Genomic DNA, 15849 nt, shown 5'->3' with positions numbered 1-15849 from the left:
GTTACTCGTCTTCGTCCTCGTCTTCAAAACGCGCCACGATCCGTTCGCCGGTATGAGTGGCGCGAATTTCAGCCGCAACCTGAGTGATCGCTTCGCCGCTGCTCATCCCCTGTGACATCAGTTCCTGAATACGCTCGACCGCTTTTTGCTGCTGTTCATGACTGAGTGAAGGTAAACCTGCAAACATTGTTAACTCCTGCTAAATTGTCTGCGCTAATTATCCCATGCTACCGGGCAGTAAGCCAGTAAAGTAGTAACGAGTCAGGACTGATGAAAACGTTATCTCCCGCAGTAATTACATTACCCTGGCGTCAGGACGCCGCTGAACGCTATTTCTCGACCTTAAGCCATCTGCCGTGGGCGATGCTGTTACATTCGGGGCACGCCGACCACCCGCATAATCGCTTTGATATTCTGGTCGCCGACCCTGTGATGACGCTGGTTACGCGAGATGCAGACACCGCAGTGCATGACAAAAATGGAATCACGCACACACCTGATGACCCGATGACGGTGTTACGCTCTGCGCTAACTTCACTGGCAATACGGCCTGATTATAATCCCGATCTTCCCTTCCTGGGAGGGGCGCTGGGCCTGTTTGGCTACGATTTGGGCCGACGCTTCGAAGCGCTGCCAAATGTCGCTGAACGTGATATCACCCTGCCGGATATGGCGGTTGGCATTTACGATTGGGCACTGATTGTCAACCACCAGCGGCAAACCGTGTCGCTGCTCAGCCACGGTGATGTGCAGGCCCGCCGCCACTGGCTGGAAAGCCAGCGCGCGCCAACACGTGAGCCTTTTATGCTAACGTCAGCGTGGCAATCCAATATGAGCCGCGCGCAGTACGGCAAAAAGTTTCGCCAGGTACAGCGCTATCTGCACAGCGGGGACTGCTATCAGGTCAACCTTGCCCAGCGTTTTCAGGCGCAGTATCAGGGGGATGAGTGGCTCGCCTTTGAGCGACTCAACCAGGCCAACCGCGCCCCGTTCAGTGCATTTATCCGCCTTGAGGAAGGCGCAATCCTCAGCCTGTCGCCAGAGCGGTTTATTCAGTTGGAAAATCGGCAGATCCAGACGCGCCCCATCAAGGGCACCCTGCCGCGACTGGACTCGCCAGATGCCGATCGTCAGCAGGCGCAAAGACTGGCAAACTCACCTAAAGATCGTGCTGAAAACCTGATGATCGTGGATCTGATGCGTAACGACATTGGTCGCGTTGCCGTGCCGGGTTCGGTCAAGGTTCCCGAACTGTTTGTTGTCGAACCCTTCCCTGCCGTGCACCATCTGGTCAGCACCATTACGGCGCGTTTGCCGGAATCGCTGCACGCCACGGATCTGCTGCGCGCCGCCTTCCCTGGTGGTTCCATTACCGGCGCGCCAAAGGTGCGGGCGATGGAAATTATTGACGAACTGGAACCACACAGACGTAACGCCTGGTGCGGCAGCGTCGGCTATCTGAGCTTTTGCGGCAATATGGATACCAGTATTACCATCCGCACCCTGACGGCCACCGACGGACAGCTTTACTGTTCGGCTGGCGGTGGAGTTGTTGCGGACAGTCAGGAAGACGCGGAATATCAGGAAACGTTTGATAAAGTGAACCGTATTTTGCACCAACTGGAGAACTGAACCGTGGAAAACAGCAGCCTGACGCTTGATGACTTTTTATCGCGCTTTCTTCTCCTGCGCCCGCAGGTCAATCATGAAGCGTTAAACCAGCGCCAGGCCGCCGTGCTGATCCCGGTCGTTCGCCGCCCACAGCCGGGATTGCTGTTAACCCAACGCTCGGTGCATTTGCGTAAACACGCCGGACAGGTTGCCTTCCCGGGCGGAGCTGTAGACAGCAGCGACGCGTCGCTGATTGCCGCCGCGCTACGAGAAGCCGAGGAGGAAGTGGCCATTCCCCCTTCGTGCGTTGAGGTGATTGGCGTCCTGCCGCCGGTAGATAGCGTCACCGGTTTTCAGGTCACGCCAGTGGTGGGTATTATCCCACCTAATCTGCCCTATCGTGCAAGCGAAGATGAAGTCTCTGCAGTATTCGAAATGCCGCTGGCGCAGGCGTTGCATCTGGGTCGTTATCACCCCTTAGATATCTACCGTCGGGGTGACTCGCATCGCGTCTGGCTTTCCTGGTATGAGCATTATTTCGTCTGGGGAATGACCGCCGGGATAATTCGTGAGCTGGCGCTGCAAATTGGCGTGAAGCCCTGACTATACTTATCTTTACGCACCGCAGACACAACCTGAAACGCCGGTCACAACATTAGTAAAACCGCGGTTATCTATTAGTTTAATTCATGTGAATAGTTAAGCCGATCGCCGCGTTCCCTCTTACACTATGCGCAGTTATAACATCGTTACTGGAAAGCCCAGTCGCCCTGTAGGAGTATTATCGTGATTAGTCTATTCGACATGTTTAAGGTGGGGATCGGTCCCTCATCTTCCCATACCGTAGGACCTATGAAGGCGGGTAAACAGTTCGTCGATGACCTGGTCGAAAAAGGATTACTGGACAGCGTTACTCGTGTTGCCGTCGACGTGTATGGTTCACTGTCGCTCACGGGTAAAGGTCACCACACCGATATCGCCATTATTATGGGTCTGGCAGGCTATGAGCCTGCGACCGTGGACATCGACAGCATTCCCGGATTTATCCGCGATGTAGAAACGCGTGGACGCCTGCTGCTTGCGCAGGGTCAACACGAAGTCGACTTCCCGCAAAACGACGGCATGCGTTTTCGCAACAGCAACCTGTCGCTGCATGAAAACGGTATGCAAATTCATGCCTACAACGGTGACACCGTTGTTTACAGCAAAACATATTATTCCATTGGCGGTGGTTTCATCGTTGATGAAGAACACTTTGGTCAGGACGCGGCGAATGAGGTCAGCGTACCTTATCCGTTCAAATCTGCCGCTGAAATGCTGGAGTACTGCAACAGCACCGGTCTGTCGCTTTCTGGCATGGTGATGCAGAACGAACTTGCGCTGCACAGCAAAAAAGAAATTGAAGAGTATTTTGGTAACGTCTGGAAAACCATGCAGGCCTGTATCGATCGTGGGATGAACACCGAAGGCATTCTGCCGGGGCCGCTGCGAGTGCCTCGTCGTGCCTCTGCCCTGCGTCGTATGCTGGTCTCCAGCGACAAACTCTCCAACGATCCGATGAACGTGATCGACTGGGTGAACATGTTTGCGCTGGCCGTAAACGAAGAGAACGCCGCGGGTGGTCGCGTTGTGACAGCGCCGACCAACGGTGCTTGCGGCATCGTGCCTGCGGTTCTGGCTTATTACGATCACTTCATTGAGCCCGTCAGCCCGGATATCTATACCCGCTATTTCCTGGCGGCCGGTGCAATTGGCGCGCTGTACAAAATGAATGCCTCTATCTCTGGCGCAGAAGTGGGCTGCCAGGGCGAAGTCGGTGTGGCATGTTCTATGGCCGCAGCAGGTCTGGCAGAGTTACTGGGTGCGAGCCCGGAGCAGGTATGTGTGGCTGCCGAAATCGGTATGGAACACAACCTCGGCTTAACCTGCGATCCGGTTGCCGGACAGGTCCAGGTGCCGTGCATTGAGCGTAACGCCATTGCTTCCGTGAAGGCGATCAACGCGGCACGTATGGCCATGCGTCGTACCAGCGCCCCGCGCGTCTCACTGGATAAAGTCATCGAGACCATGTACGAAACCGGCAAGGACATGAACGCCAAATACCGCGAAACCTCCCGCGGTGGCCTGGCGATCAAAGTTCAGTGTGACTAATACTTAATTTTCGCCCATCTGCGACGGATGGGCGAATTTGCTTCCCCTCCCTCGTCTACGGTAATTTTCCCCACTACACTTGCTCTGTTGCTGTTGGCTTCTGTGACCAACGGCTTATCGGGCGGCCCGCATGCAAACAGCACAACGGATCATCAAAAATTATCGCCGTAATCGCTTAATCGTCTGCACAGTTTGTGCACTACTGACGCTCATTCTTACATTATCTGTCCGATTTATTTCGGAGCGTAATTTAAATCATCACTCCACCGTCACGTTCGCTAACCATGCTGTAGAAGAGCTGGATGATATCCTGCTGCCGTTGCGGACCGGACGTGATGTGCTGCTGCCGTTAATTGGCCTGCCCTGCTCGGTGGCGCGCTTAGCCCTGAGCAAGCACGCCGCCAGACTGCAAACTGTGCGCTCTATTAACCTGGTTCAGGGTGGCATCCTCTATTGTTCGAGTATTTTTGGCTATCGCAATGTGCCCATCAAGCAGCTGCAACCTGAATTGCCCAGCCGCGAACCGCAGCTACTGTTATCCACCGATCATTCGCTCATTAAGGGCAGCCCTATTCTGACGCAGTGGTATCCGTCGTCTGCCAATGGCGAAGATGGGGTGCTGGAGATCGTCAATATTGAATTATTGTCGGGTATGCTGCTTGAACCACAGCCTCCGCAAATTACACATGCCAGTTTAACCATCGGTAAGCGGCATCTGCTGTACGGACAAGGCGTCGTCGACAAGCTACCGGAGAGTGAAGGCGAACAACGCTACCAACTTTCATCACAACATTTCCCCTTTGCCATCAGCGTCAGCGGACCAGGAGCCAGCGAACTGGCGTTAAGACACCTGCCCACCCAGTTACCGTTAGCGGTCATGCTCAGCTTATTAGTCGGGTATCTGGCCTGGCTGGCGACCGCTAACAGAATGAGTTTTTCCTGGGAGATTAATCTGGCCCTCGCCGAGCGGGAGTTTGAGCTATTTTGCCAGCCACTACTGAACGCCAGCACCCAGCAGTGTACGGGCGTTGAAATTCTCTTACGCTGGAATAACCCGCGCCAAGGCTGGATTTCACCTGAAGTGTTCATCCCTATCGCGGAAGAGCACAACCTGATTGTCCCCCTGACTCGTCACGTCATCGCAGAAACCATTCAGCAACGGCACGTTTTCCCAATGAGCAGCCAGTTTCATATCGGTATCAACGTCGCCGCCAGCCATTTTCGTGACGGTATGTTGTTAAAAGACCTTAATCAGTACTGGTTCAGTCAGCATCCCATCCAGCAACTGGTGATTGAATTGACCGAGCGCGACGCGCTGCTGGATGTCGATTATCGACTGGTGCATGAACTTCACCGGCTGGGGGTAAAACTGGCCATTGACGATTTCGGTACCGGCAACAGCTCGCTCTCGTGGCTGGAAAAGTTGCGCCCGGATGTACTGAAGATTGATAAATCCTTTACCTCTGCGATCGGGACTGATGCCGTCAATTCGACCGTTACTGACATCATCATCGCACTGGGGAAAAAACTGAATATTGAACTGGTAGCTGAAGGGGTTGAAACGCAGGCGCAGGCCCAGCATTTACGGCGACATGGCGTGAATGTATTGCAGGGATTTCTGTATGCCAAGCCGATGCCGCTGCGCGATTTTCCTCAATGGCTGGCGGGCAGTAGTACACCACCACCCGCCCGGCATAACGGGCATATCATGCCTGCTATGCCGTTTCGGTAGGTCAAATTATTCGTCTTCGTGGTGAGCGGATTGCTCTTTAACAATACGAACGAGATCCACACGATAGTCGTTCGCTTCGACAATGGTGATGCTTAGCGGTGCAACCTCAATCACATCGCCAACACGCGGAATGTGACCGTTAGCCGCGATAACCAGCCCCGCCACCGTCGCAATGTCTTCGTCTTCGTCCACCAGCGTATCAACGTCAAGCGCCTGCTGCAGAGCATGCAGATCGGTGCCGCCTTTAACCAGCCAGCCACCCGCATCGGCGATGATTTCCGGTGTTTCATCAGCATCCGGGAACTCACCGGCAATGGCTTCCAGAACATCCAGCGGGGTCACCAGACCCTGAACAACGCCAAATTCGTTGGTAACGATAACGAAGCTGCCACGGGCACGACGCAACACGCCCAACAGATTAATCGGATCCAGCGTTTCTGGGACCACGATGGCCGGTGACGCTGAGGCAATTGCTGCCACATCTACGCCGTCTTCGAGGGCCACCAACAGTTCTTTCGCCCGCACGATACCGATAATTTCGTCCAGTTCACCACGACACACCGGGAACAGACTGTGTGGGGAAGAGAGCAGCTGTTCACGAATTTCTGCCACGCTCAGATCTGCATCCACCCAGCTGATTTCGCCACGCGGCGTCATAATGCCGCGCAAAGAACGTGAGGCCAGCGACAGCACGCCGTTGATCATATAGCGTTCTTCTTCAACAAATGCCCCTTCCGGAACGGGTACCGGCACCGGGTTGTCAGACTCCATCTGCACACCGGCCTGACGTTTACCGCCCATCAGGCGCACAATGGCCTCGGCGGTACGTGCACGCAGCGGCAGCGTCGACTGGTGGCGAATAAAGTTACGACGAGCAATCTGGTTAAACAGTTCGATAATAATCGAGAAGCCGATCGCAGCGTACAGATAACCTTTCGGAATGTGGAAGCCAAACCCTTCGGCTACCAGGCTCAAACCGATCATCAACAAGAAGCTCAGACACAGCACCACGACCGTCGGATGTTGGTTCACGAATCGCGTCAGTGGCTTGGACGCCAGCAGCATTACCGCCATCGCAATCACCACCGCCGCCATCATTACCGGCAGGTGGTTCACCATACCGACGGCTGTAATCACCGCATCCAGGGAGAAGACCGCATCGAGGATCACAATCTGCGTCACGACAACCCAAAAGCTCGCATAGCCTTTTGACTGGCCGGTATCATGCTCACGGTTTTCCAGCCGCTCATGCAGTTCGGTGGTGGCCTTGAACAACAGGAAGATACCTCCCAGCAGCATAATCAGGTCACGCCCCGAGAACGAATAGTCCATCACCGTGAACAGCGGTTTCGTCAGCGTCACCATCCACGAGATCACGGACAGCAGTGCCAGACGCATAATCAGCGCCAGCGACAACCCGATCAGACGCGCTTTATCCCGCTGTTTAGGCGGCAGCTTATCGGCCAGAATCGCAATAAAGACCAGGTTATCAATACCCAGAACAATTTCGAGAACAACAAGCGTGAGCAAACCCACCCAAATCTGCGGGTCCATTAAGAATTCCATGACAAGCTCCTGCTCAAAGAATGGCTAAACTGCGCCCTGGACATCTCAGGCGTTGAAGCAATATGCAGATAAAGTGTGTGGCAAAAAGTGCCAAACTGACAGGCGCTAAGCGGCCTCGAGGTGAAATGACGTCGGTGACGATCCATACGGTGGGCTACTGCCCTATACTCCTGATTAATTAAATATATGCTAAACATAACAGACACAACCGGTTTTTAGCAAAGATTTACCTTCCTTTGCAATAAGTTGTGTCGGAGATATTTTACTCTTCGAAATTTCTTTTAATCGGAAGTTAAATTACGGATCTTCATCACATAAATTATTTTTTTCGATATCTAAAATAATTCACGAAAATCATAGGTTTTTCATTGTAACCCTTATCTGAATCGATTCGCTTGCGGACGACGATTCAAAATACATCTCGTTGTCGATGTGTTAACGATAATAAAGGAGGTAGCAAGTGACCATTGCTATTGTAATAGGCACACATGGTTGGGCTGCAGAGCAGTTACTTAAAACAGCAGAAATGCTGTTAGGCGAGCAGGAAAACGTCGGCTGGATCGATTTCGTTCCAGGCGAAAATGCTGAAACGCTGATCGAAAAGTACAACGCTCAGTTGGCAAAACTCGATACCAGTAAAGGCGTGCTATTTCTCGTTGATACATGGGGAGGCAGCCCGTTCAACGCTGCGAGCCGCATTGTCGTCGACAAAGAGCATTACGAAGTGATCGCTGGCGTGAACATTCCCATGCTGGTCGAAACCTTTATGGCGCGTGATGACAACCCAAGCTTTGATGAATTAGTCGCACTGGCAGTAGAAACCGGTAGCGAAGGCGTGAAAGCGCTGAAAGCAAAACCGGTAGAAAAAGCCGCTCCGGCCCCAGTTGCTGCAGCAAAAGCAGCGGCACCGGCTAAACCGATGGGTCCGAACGATTATATGCACATCGGCCTCGCACGCATCGATGACCGCTTAATCCACGGTCAGGTAGCCACCCGCTGGACCAAAGAAACCAACGTCACGCGCATTATCGTCGTCAGCGATGAAGTTGCCGCAGATACGGTGCGTAAAACGCTGTTGACGCAGGTTGCGCCTCCAGGCGTAACGGCGCACGTGGTGGATGTCGCGAAAATGATCCGCGTCTACAACAACCCGAAATATGCAGGCGATCGTGTGATGCTGCTGTTCACCAACCCGACCGATGTTGAACGTGTCGTGGAAGGTGGCGTAAAAATCACCTCGGTAAACATTGGTGGCATGGCTTTCCGTCAGGGTAAAACGCAGGTTAACAACGCGATTTCCGTTGATGAAAAAGACATCGAAGCCTTCAAGAAACTCAACGCACGCGGCATTGAACTCGAAGCCCGTAAGGTTTCTACCGATCAGAAACTGAAAATGATGGATTTGATTGCCAAAGCGAAATAACCCGCTGGCATTTACTTAGTTTTCACACTTAAGTCTGTATAGCAATAGGAGAAGTACAATGGAGATTACCACTCTTCAGATTGTGCTGGTGTTCATCGTCGCATGTATCGCGGGTATGGAGTCGGTACTCGATGAATTTCAGTTCCACCGTCCGTTGGTGGCCTGTACGCTGATTGGCGCCGTTCTCGGGGACATGAAAACCGGTATTATCATCGGTGGTACCCTGGAAATGATCGCGCTGGGTTGGATGAACATCGGTGCCGCCGTTGCACCAGATGCCGCACTGGCCTCAATTATTTCTACCGTTCTGGTTATCGCAGGTCACCAAAGCATCGGTGCCGGTATCGCGCTGGCTATCCCGCTGGCAGCAGCTGGCCAGGTTCTGACTATCATCGTTCGTACCATCACCGTCGCCTTCCAGCACGCTGCGGATAAGGCGGCTGAGAGCGGCAACTTGACGGCGCTCTCCTGGCTGCATGTGTCCTCGCTGTTCCTGCAGGCAATGCGTATCGCGATCCCTGCGGTTATCGTGGCGATTTCTGTCGGCACCAGTGAAGTCCAGGGCCTGCTCAACGCCATCCCTGAAGTGGTCACCGGCGGCCTGAACATCGCGGGCGGTATGATCGTCGTCGTGGGTTATGCGATGGTCATCAACATGATGCGCGCAGGCTACCTGATGCCGTTCTTCTACCTCGGTTTCGTCACCGCAGCATTTACCAACTTTAACCTGGTTGCACTGGGTGTGATTGGCGCAGTTATGGCCATCCTCTACATTCAGCTGAGCCCGAAATATAACCGCGTAGCGGGTGCGCCAGCGCAAGCTGCTGGCAACAATGACCTTGATAACGAACTGGACTAGCAGGTGAGCGAAATGGTTGATATGACTAAAACTACCACCGAGAAAAAACTCACTCCGAGTGACATTCGTGGCGTGTTCCTTCGTTCTAACCTGTTCCAGGGTTCATGGAACTTCGAACGTATGCAGGCGCTGGGTTTTTGCTTCTCCATGATACCGGCAATTCGCCGTTTGTACCCGGAGAACAACGACGCACGTAAGCAGGCTATTAAGCGTCACCTGGAATTCTTTAACACCCATCCTTATGTTGCGGCACCAGTTCTTGGCGTAACGCTGGCGATGGAAGAACAGCGTGCTAACGGCGCAGAGATTGACGATGGTGCCATCAACGGTATCAAAGTCGGTCTGATGGGTCCGCTGGCAGGCGTAGGTGACCCGATCTTCTGGGGTACCGTGCGTCCGGTATTTGCCGCCCTCGGCGCGGGTATCGCGATGAGTGGCAGCCTGCTAGGCCCACTGTTGTTCTTCATCTTGTTCAACGCGGTACGTCTGGCAACACGCTACTACGGTGTGGCCTACGGTTATCGTAAAGGTGTCGATATCGTTAAAGATATGGGCGGCGGCTTCCTACAGAAACTGACTGAGGGGGCGTCAATCCTCGGCCTGTTTGTCATGGGGGCCCTGGTGAATAAGTGGACGCACGTGAACATCCCGCTGGTGGTTTCCACCATCACCGGTCAGGATGGTCAGACTCGCGTAACCACCGTGCAGACCATCCTTGACCAGCTGATGCCGGGCCTGGTACCGCTGCTGCTGACCTTCGCCTGTATGTGGCTGCTGCGTAAGAAAGTGAACGCTCTGTGGATTATCGTTGGCTTCTTCGTCATCGGTATCGCGGGTTACGCTGTCGGTCTGCTCGGCCTGTAAGACTGCTATACCATACCGGGGGCTCTGCTCCCGGTTTTTCTATTTAGAGGGTTAAGGATTCATGACTATCACGGACCTGGTGCTGGTTCTTTTTATCCTGTCGCTGCTGGCGTTTGCCATCTACGATCAGTTCATCATGCCCCGCCGTAATGGCCCTACTCTGCTTGCTGTTCCCCTGCTGCCCCGTAGTCGTGTCGATAGCGTTATCTTCATTGGATTGATCGCGATTCTCATCTACAACAACGTCACCAGCCATGGGGCGCAATTCACTACCTGGTTATTGTGTGCGCTGGTATTGATGGGAATATATTTGTTCTGGATCCGCACGCCAAAAATCATCTTTAAACAGAAAGGGTTTTTCTTCGCCAATGTTTGGGTGGAATATAGCCGGATTAAAGAGATGAATTTGTCGGAAGATGGCGTACTGGTGATGCAATTAGAACATCGGCGATTGCTGATCCGCGTACGAAATATAGACGACCTCGAGAGAATATATAAACTTCTCATATCAAATCAATGATATAGAAACATAGCCTGCACTATGTTATTTGTATATTGACGTAAAACAAACATAGCACAGGCTATATTCACGTTCTCTTTTTGTTATTTAATTTAACGCATTACCGACAATTAAATCTAAATGAAAATCGTTTTCAATTAGATGTCAAATAATATCCCCCCGTTTCTTGTTTTATATTCTCAAAATATGTTAAGGTTGCGCCCGTCATTGGGGAGTAGCCGATTTCCAGACTCCGGAAATGTACGTGTCAACATACTCGTCGCAAGGCGTGGCGCGTACGGACTGTAAACATACAGTCAGGCGAGACCATAGACACATCAACTGCAATGCATGTCTCCTGAACTGCGTGTTTGGGCGTGCATGGTTACTGGGGGCAGTGATGTGTTTAATGGATACCCCGGTCAGGACGCTGTTATGAATCTCACCGCTACTGTTCTTCTCGCTTTCGGCATGTCGATGGATGCATTCGCCGCATCAATTGGTAAAGGTGCTACGCTACACAAACCTAAATTCTCTGAAGCTCTGCGCACTGGCTTAATTTTCGGCGCTGTCGAAACGCTGACCCCGCTGATTGGTTGGGGTATGGGCATGCTGGCGAGTAAATTCGTACTCGAGTGGAACCACTGGATTGCCTTCATCCTGCTGATTTTTCTCGGTGGACGAATGATAATCGAAGGTTTCCGTGATAACGGTGATGAAGATGAAGAGCCGCAGCGTCGCCACGGTTTCTGGCTGTTGGTGACCACCGCCATTGCCACCAGCCTCGATGCGATGGCCGTCGGCGTCGGTCTGGCTTTCCTGCAGGTGAACATTATTGCCACCGCGCTGGCTATCGGCTGTGCCACGCTAATTATGTCCACGCTGGGGATGATGATCGGCCGTTTTATCGGCCCCATGCTGGGTAAACGTGCTGAAATTCTCGGCGGGGTGGTGCTAATTGGTATCGGTGCCCAGATCCTCTGGGCACATTTCCACGGTTAATTCACACGCTGCCAGATATGAATACTAAAGTCTGTCTGGCAGTCAAATGTCGTTTTCCCCGCCAGCGTTTCCCAGACTTCCGGTTTTGCCCGCCAGGCAAAAGGCGTCATTTGCAGCAATGCCACAGCCTCGCTACCGCTAAGCTGCATCTGATAGCCCAACGCGATACTCTGCTGCAGAGCAAAGCCTTCCAGCTGTTCCGTGTGTGGCGCATGCAAACGCACCTCATCGTAAATCAGCCCTTTCAGCTCCATTAAATGGCGCGGGCCCGGCGTGGCCGTGATCACCCACCCACCCGGCTTCACCACGCGCGCCAGTTCCAGAGCTTTACAGGGGGCGTAGATCCTGACAATGGCATCCATTGAAGCATCGGCAAAAGGCAGCCGATGACTTGACGCAACACAAAATGTCACCTGCGGATAACGCCTTGCTGCGGCCTTGATCGCCACCTTCGAGACATCCAGACCAAAGGTCACACTTCCTGCCAGCGCATCGGCAAACGCGTGCGTGTAATACCCTTCCCCACAGCCGATGTCGAGAATTGCCGCGTCACCTGGCGTTAACGTTTCCTGGAGAACATTCACAATCGCCTCACGCAGCGGCTGATAGTGGCCGGCATCGAGAAATTCCCGACGTGCCTGCATCATTTCCGCACTGTCACCTGGATCGCGCGAGCGTTTGTGTTGAACAGGCAGTAAGTTGACATACCCTTCTTTCGCCACATCAAACTGATGCCGCCCAGGGCAGGCAAAACTGTTGTTATCTTGAGTAAGAGGCTGATGGCAAAGGGGACAGGAAAACAACATGACAACTCCGGCAGATGGCTTCAGGGCGCAAGTGTAACGCGAATTGCGCCCTGGGAAAATAACTTACAGCGCCGGAGAGACGCCGTTATTACCGTGCATTACCAGCAAGTGTTCCGAGTCAGCGGGCATGCCATCCGGTTTAACGTTTTCCAGACGCAGTACATCCCCCATTATCTGACTAAAGACGGGGGCCGATACGGCACCACCGTAATACGCCCCATTTTGCGGGTTGTTGATAACCACAACCAGCGCAAACTTCGGATCGCTTGCCGGAGCCACGCCCGCCGTGTATGCCACGTATTTATCGACATATTTGCCGTCATCGCCAATTTTCTTTGCCGTCCCGGTTTTTACCGCCACGCGATAATCTCGTACCGCAGCCTTTGTTCCCCCACCGCCGGGCAGCGCAACGCTTTCCATCATATGCTCAACCTGATGAACTAACGCCTCAGACATGACGCGTCGGCCTATTACCGGCGGATCGATACGGGTGATGGACAGCGGTCGATAGATGCCAAAACTGCCAATGGTGGCGTAAACGTGCGCCAACTGTAGCGGCGTGACCATTAATCCGTAGCCGAAGGCAAAGGTTGCGCGATCCAAACTGCTCCAGTAACGTCTCTGAGGCATTAAGCCGCTGCTTTCGCCAGTCAACCCTAGACCTGTCGGTTCGCCAAAACCAAAGCTCTTGTAGGTGTCCAACAATCGCTGAATGGGCATAGCTAATGATAAATGTGACACGCCGGTATCGCTCGATTTTTGCAAAATACCGGTCAGCGACAACTCAGGATAATAGCCAACATCGCGAATACGGTGCCCGTCAAGATTAAAGGGGTGGGTATCAATCACGCTGTCGGGCTGTACAATTCCCTGTTGCAGGGCAGTCATAAGCACCAACGGCTTAACGGTAGATCCTGGCTCAAAGGTATCGCTGATCGCGCGGTTACGAAAATCGTCCAGCACCGCACCGTCGCGGTTATTGGGGTTGAAATCCGGGAAACTCGCCATCGACAATATTTCCCCAGTGGCGATGTTGATCAGTACCGCCGCCCCTGACTCGGCTTTATTCCACGTCACAGCATTGTCCAGCGCATCCTCGGTGACCGTCTGCAAGCGTTCATCGATGCTGAGCTGCAACTCATGTGCGGGTACCGGCATCACTTCCGTGATGTTCTCAATCACATGACCAAATTTGTCTTTACGCACCAACCGCGAGCCGGGTTTGCCCATCAACTGGCTATTGAAGCTTTTCTCTACCCCTTCAATACCCTGGCCATCAATATTGGTGAAGCCAATCAAATTCGCGGCAACGTGACCGGCGGGATAGAAACGACGGGACTCTTCGCGAAGATTAATCCCCGGAAGATTCAGATTATCAACCCACTGCGCCTGTTGGGGTGAAATCTGGCGCGCCAGGTAGATAAACCGTCCGGCGGGGTTACTATTAACGCGTTCCGCCAGTGCGCTAAGCGACAAATTCAACGTTTTTGCCAACGCTTGCCAGCGCTCGTTATACCCGACACCACCTTTGCTAATAATCGTCTTAGGATCGGCCCAGACAGCATTAACCGGTACGCTCACCGCCAACGGTCGCCCTTCTCTGTCGGTAATCATTCCACGCGGTGATGCCGTCGTTACTTCACGTAATGAGCGCATGTCCTCCTGCTTCACCAGACTGGTCGGCGTGACGATTTGCAACCACGCAACCCTGCCAAGGAGCAGCCCCAGACTCAATAAAATTGCCGCGCAAAGCAGGGCAAAACGTACGGGAGTAAAATTGCGTGCATCGCCGTCGTTTTTCTTTTTCACCTGTTCTCCAGCAAGATAGTTTTTCAGGTGACTGATTTAACGAGAATTAGCGAAAGAAAGCGGGGAAAAGAATGCTACGAATATCACGCCTTTGCAACAAAGCGCTAATGGGACGGCATTTTGAAATACTTTGACGTAATCTGAATTAAAAAGCCCCGCAAATGCGAGGCTTTATATCTGAAATTGCTGCGCCTGAGCGCTTCAAATCAGTGGTTTCGATCAGATAGCTGTTACGTTAACAGCAGCCGGACCTTTCTGGCCGTCCTGAATTTCGAACTCAACGTTCTGGCCTTCAGCCAGAGTTTTGAAGCCGTTACCCTGGATTGCAGAGAAGTGTACGAACACATCTTTGCTGCCATCAGCAGGAGTAATGAAACCAAAACCTTTAGACTCGTTGAACCACTTAACTTGACCTTTAATCTTTGCCATTTGCAAAATTCCTTAGAGTATTTTCTTCGCCCGCAGGCATAACATAGATAAAACTGAGACATTACTGCTTGAGGCACTAATATAAGGTTCGGCAGAGAAGCGGTATTCAACGTCAACGTGTTTACTCAGGACTTCTTTACTGAAAATGCCACACATAAACAGAACTGTACCTCGTTTAACCCAAAACGTGTTATCACATACAACGATAATAATGGCAAGCCATTTTTAAACGTGTCTCGATCGGTCGCACAAATCCCGAAGTTCATCTCACGACAACTGCACAGTTATGCGCCAGACCGAGTCTGGATATATTCTCACCGCTCCCGCCCTGCCCCGGCTGGCATACGCAGCAGCCGCGACATGTCTACCATAGCTCACCTTGTGAGGTTGTTCCAGACTCACTGATGCACCGTGTGCTGAATATCATTTTTTATGCTTAGTAATGCATAATTTGTCACAACGGTAAAAATGAGATCCGTCTTCTGGTTTTGCAGAAAAATAATGAAAGAATGATGACAAAGCACAAAAAAAGTAAGAGAAACGTTTCGCTGATAATAAAAACGATCACTATCACAAAAATGGCATAATCATATTATTAACGTATGGGTAATTATATTTAACACCACGTACAGGCACAGAATTAATCGGCCAACATGAATTGATGGAAGAACGTTATCGACAGTTCACCGCGCGAACCGCGTGGAGGTCGCAGAAGAAAATGATATGACAGGGTTAACGACAGGATGGAATATCTGAGAACAGCGTCATCAGACGCCCACCCTGTCTTTCAGTTGACTAACGTTCTGCTACCAGGCGAATGATACTTTCATCTTCATCCTGGTTTTTCACTGCAGGTTCTGCGGCTTTTTCAGGTTCGTTAGCTTCACAAAGACGACGAAGCAATGCGTTCTGTCGTTTTTGTTGATCTAACAACGCTTCAAGTAACTCGATCTGCTCATTAGTTCGTGAGCTTGCCCGATTGATGAAGAACCACAGCACAAGCCCGATAACCAGAACCACCACCGATACCACTAAAGACGCAAAACTTAGCGCGCCAGAGTTCAAAACTTCGTTCATTTTACCACCTCAATGTAGACA

17 protein-coding genes and 1 riboswitch are annotated in these 15849 nt (G+C 52.2%); of the genes, 9 read left to right on the top strand and 8 right to left on the bottom strand.

Annotation, left to right across the window (positions count from 1 at the left end; translation table 11 throughout):
• Window position 1: 1 nt before the first annotated feature.
• Entirely contained in the window at window positions 2-187 is a 186-nt protein-coding gene (locus AC3ITF_RS09095) for a YoaH family protein (RefSeq protein WP_135322157.1), read from the bottom strand.
• A gap of 80 nt (window positions 188-267) precedes the next feature.
• Between AC3ITF_RS09095 and pabB the strand changes: the two genes are divergently transcribed.
• The 4 genes from pabB (at window position 268) to AC3ITF_RS09075 (ending at window position 5494) form a co-directional block, all read left to right on the top strand.
• Complete coding sequence (gene pabB / locus AC3ITF_RS09090; protein ID WP_489176439.1) at window positions 268-1632, top strand: aminodeoxychorismate synthase component 1; 1365 nt, start codon at window positions 268-270, stop codon at window positions 1630-1632.
• Window positions 1633-1635: 3 nt separating this feature from the next.
• Window positions 1636-2214, top strand: coding sequence for a CoA pyrophosphatase (locus tag AC3ITF_RS09085; protein WP_115258246.1), 579 nt, complete (start codon window positions 1636-1638; stop codon window positions 2212-2214).
• Window positions 2215-2397: 183 nt separating this feature from the next.
• Window positions 2398-3762 (top strand): L-serine ammonia-lyase, encoded by a 1365-nt coding sequence (gene sdaA, locus AC3ITF_RS09080; RefSeq protein WP_181491309.1) that lies wholly within the window; start codon window positions 2398-2400, stop codon window positions 3760-3762.
• A 130-nt stretch (window positions 3763-3892) separates the two neighbouring features.
• Entirely contained in the window at window positions 3893-5494 is a 1602-nt protein-coding gene (locus AC3ITF_RS09075; RefSeq protein WP_181491308.1) for an EAL domain-containing protein, read from the top strand.
• Between the two features lie 6 nt (window positions 5495-5500).
• Here AC3ITF_RS09075 and yoaE read toward each other — a convergent pair whose 3' ends face one another.
• Complete coding sequence (yoaE, locus tag AC3ITF_RS09070) at window positions 5501-7060, bottom strand: CNNM family cation transport protein YoaE (RefSeq protein WP_096756712.1); 1560 nt, start codon at window positions 7058-7060, stop codon at window positions 5501-5503.
• The gene (locus AC3ITF_RS09065; RefSeq protein ID WP_411509345.1) at window positions 7048-7206 is read right to left on the bottom strand and encodes a protein YoaL; all 159 of its coding nucleotides are present in this window, start codon (window positions 7204-7206) and stop codon (window positions 7048-7050) included. Before AC3ITF_RS09065 ends, yoaE begins: the two co-directional genes overlap by 13 nt.
• 314 nt (window positions 7207-7520) lie before the next feature.
• Between AC3ITF_RS09065 and manX the strand changes: the two genes are divergently transcribed.
• The 5 genes from manX (at window position 7521) to mntP (ending at window position 11707) form a co-directional block, all read left to right on the top strand.
• On the top strand, window positions 7521-8483 hold the full coding sequence (gene manX / locus AC3ITF_RS09060) for a PTS mannose transporter subunit IIAB (RefSeq protein WP_096756710.1): 963 nt from the start codon (window positions 7521-7523) through the stop codon (window positions 8481-8483).
• 58 nt (window positions 8484-8541) lie between these two features.
• Window positions 8542-9342, top strand: a complete 801-nt coding sequence (locus tag AC3ITF_RS09055; protein WP_096756709.1) for a PTS mannose/fructose/sorbose transporter subunit IIC — start codon at window positions 8542-8544, stop codon at window positions 9340-9342.
• 12 nt (window positions 9343-9354) lie between these two features.
• Window positions 9355-10206 carry a PTS mannose transporter subunit IID gene (locus tag AC3ITF_RS09050; protein WP_096756708.1) on the top strand — a complete coding sequence of 284 codons (852 nt, stop codon included), beginning with the start codon at window positions 9355-9357 and terminating at the stop codon, window positions 10204-10206.
• A 61-nt stretch (window positions 10207-10267) separates the two neighbouring features.
• Complete coding sequence (locus AC3ITF_RS09045) at window positions 10268-10726, top strand: DUF986 family protein (RefSeq protein ID WP_096756707.1); 459 nt, start codon at window positions 10268-10270, stop codon at window positions 10724-10726.
• 197 nt (window positions 10727-10923) lie between these two features.
• A riboswitch (yybP-ykoY riboswitch) is annotated at window positions 10924-11024 on the top strand.
• A 116-nt stretch (window positions 11025-11140) separates the two neighbouring features.
• Window positions 11141-11707: a manganese efflux pump MntP gene (gene mntP, locus AC3ITF_RS09040; RefSeq protein ID WP_020996621.1), complete on the top strand. Its 567-nt coding sequence runs from the start codon at window positions 11141-11143 to the stop codon at window positions 11705-11707.
• Here the strand turns inward: mntP and rlmA are convergent.
• The 5 genes from rlmA to AC3ITF_RS09015 all read right to left on the bottom strand — a co-directional run bounded on the left by rlmA (window position 11704) and on the right by AC3ITF_RS09015 (window position 15828).
• Entirely contained in the window at window positions 11704-12513 is an 810-nt protein-coding gene (rlmA, locus tag AC3ITF_RS09035; protein ID WP_182038216.1) for a 23S rRNA (guanine(745)-N(1))-methyltransferase, read from the bottom strand. The genes mntP and rlmA overlap by 4 nt on opposite strands.
• Window positions 12514-12576: 63 nt before the next feature.
• Window positions 12577-14322 (bottom strand): peptidoglycan glycosyltransferase FtsI, encoded by a 1746-nt coding sequence (ftsI, locus tag AC3ITF_RS09030; protein ID WP_181596615.1) that lies wholly within the window; start codon window positions 14320-14322, stop codon window positions 12577-12579.
• A gap of 219 nt (window positions 14323-14541) precedes the next feature.
• Entirely contained in the window at window positions 14542-14751 is a 210-nt protein-coding gene (gene cspE, locus AC3ITF_RS09025; RefSeq protein WP_001062678.1) for a transcription antiterminator/RNA stability regulator CspE, read from the bottom strand.
• 12 nt (window positions 14752-14763) lie between these two features.
• The gene (locus tag AC3ITF_RS09020; protein ID WP_003034983.1) at window positions 14764-14907 is read right to left on the bottom strand and encodes a DUF2627 domain-containing protein; all 144 of its coding nucleotides are present in this window, start codon (window positions 14905-14907) and stop codon (window positions 14764-14766) included.
• 639 nt (window positions 14908-15546) lie between these two features.
• The gene (locus AC3ITF_RS09015; protein WP_117342933.1) at window positions 15547-15828 is read right to left on the bottom strand and encodes a YebO family protein; all 282 of its coding nucleotides are present in this window, start codon (window positions 15826-15828) and stop codon (window positions 15547-15549) included.
• Window positions 15829-15849: the final 21 nt, after the last annotated feature.

Source organism: Citrobacter sp. KH_055_1, from assembly GCF_057838705.1.
This window is presented reverse-complemented; position numbering and strand designations above follow the sequence as displayed.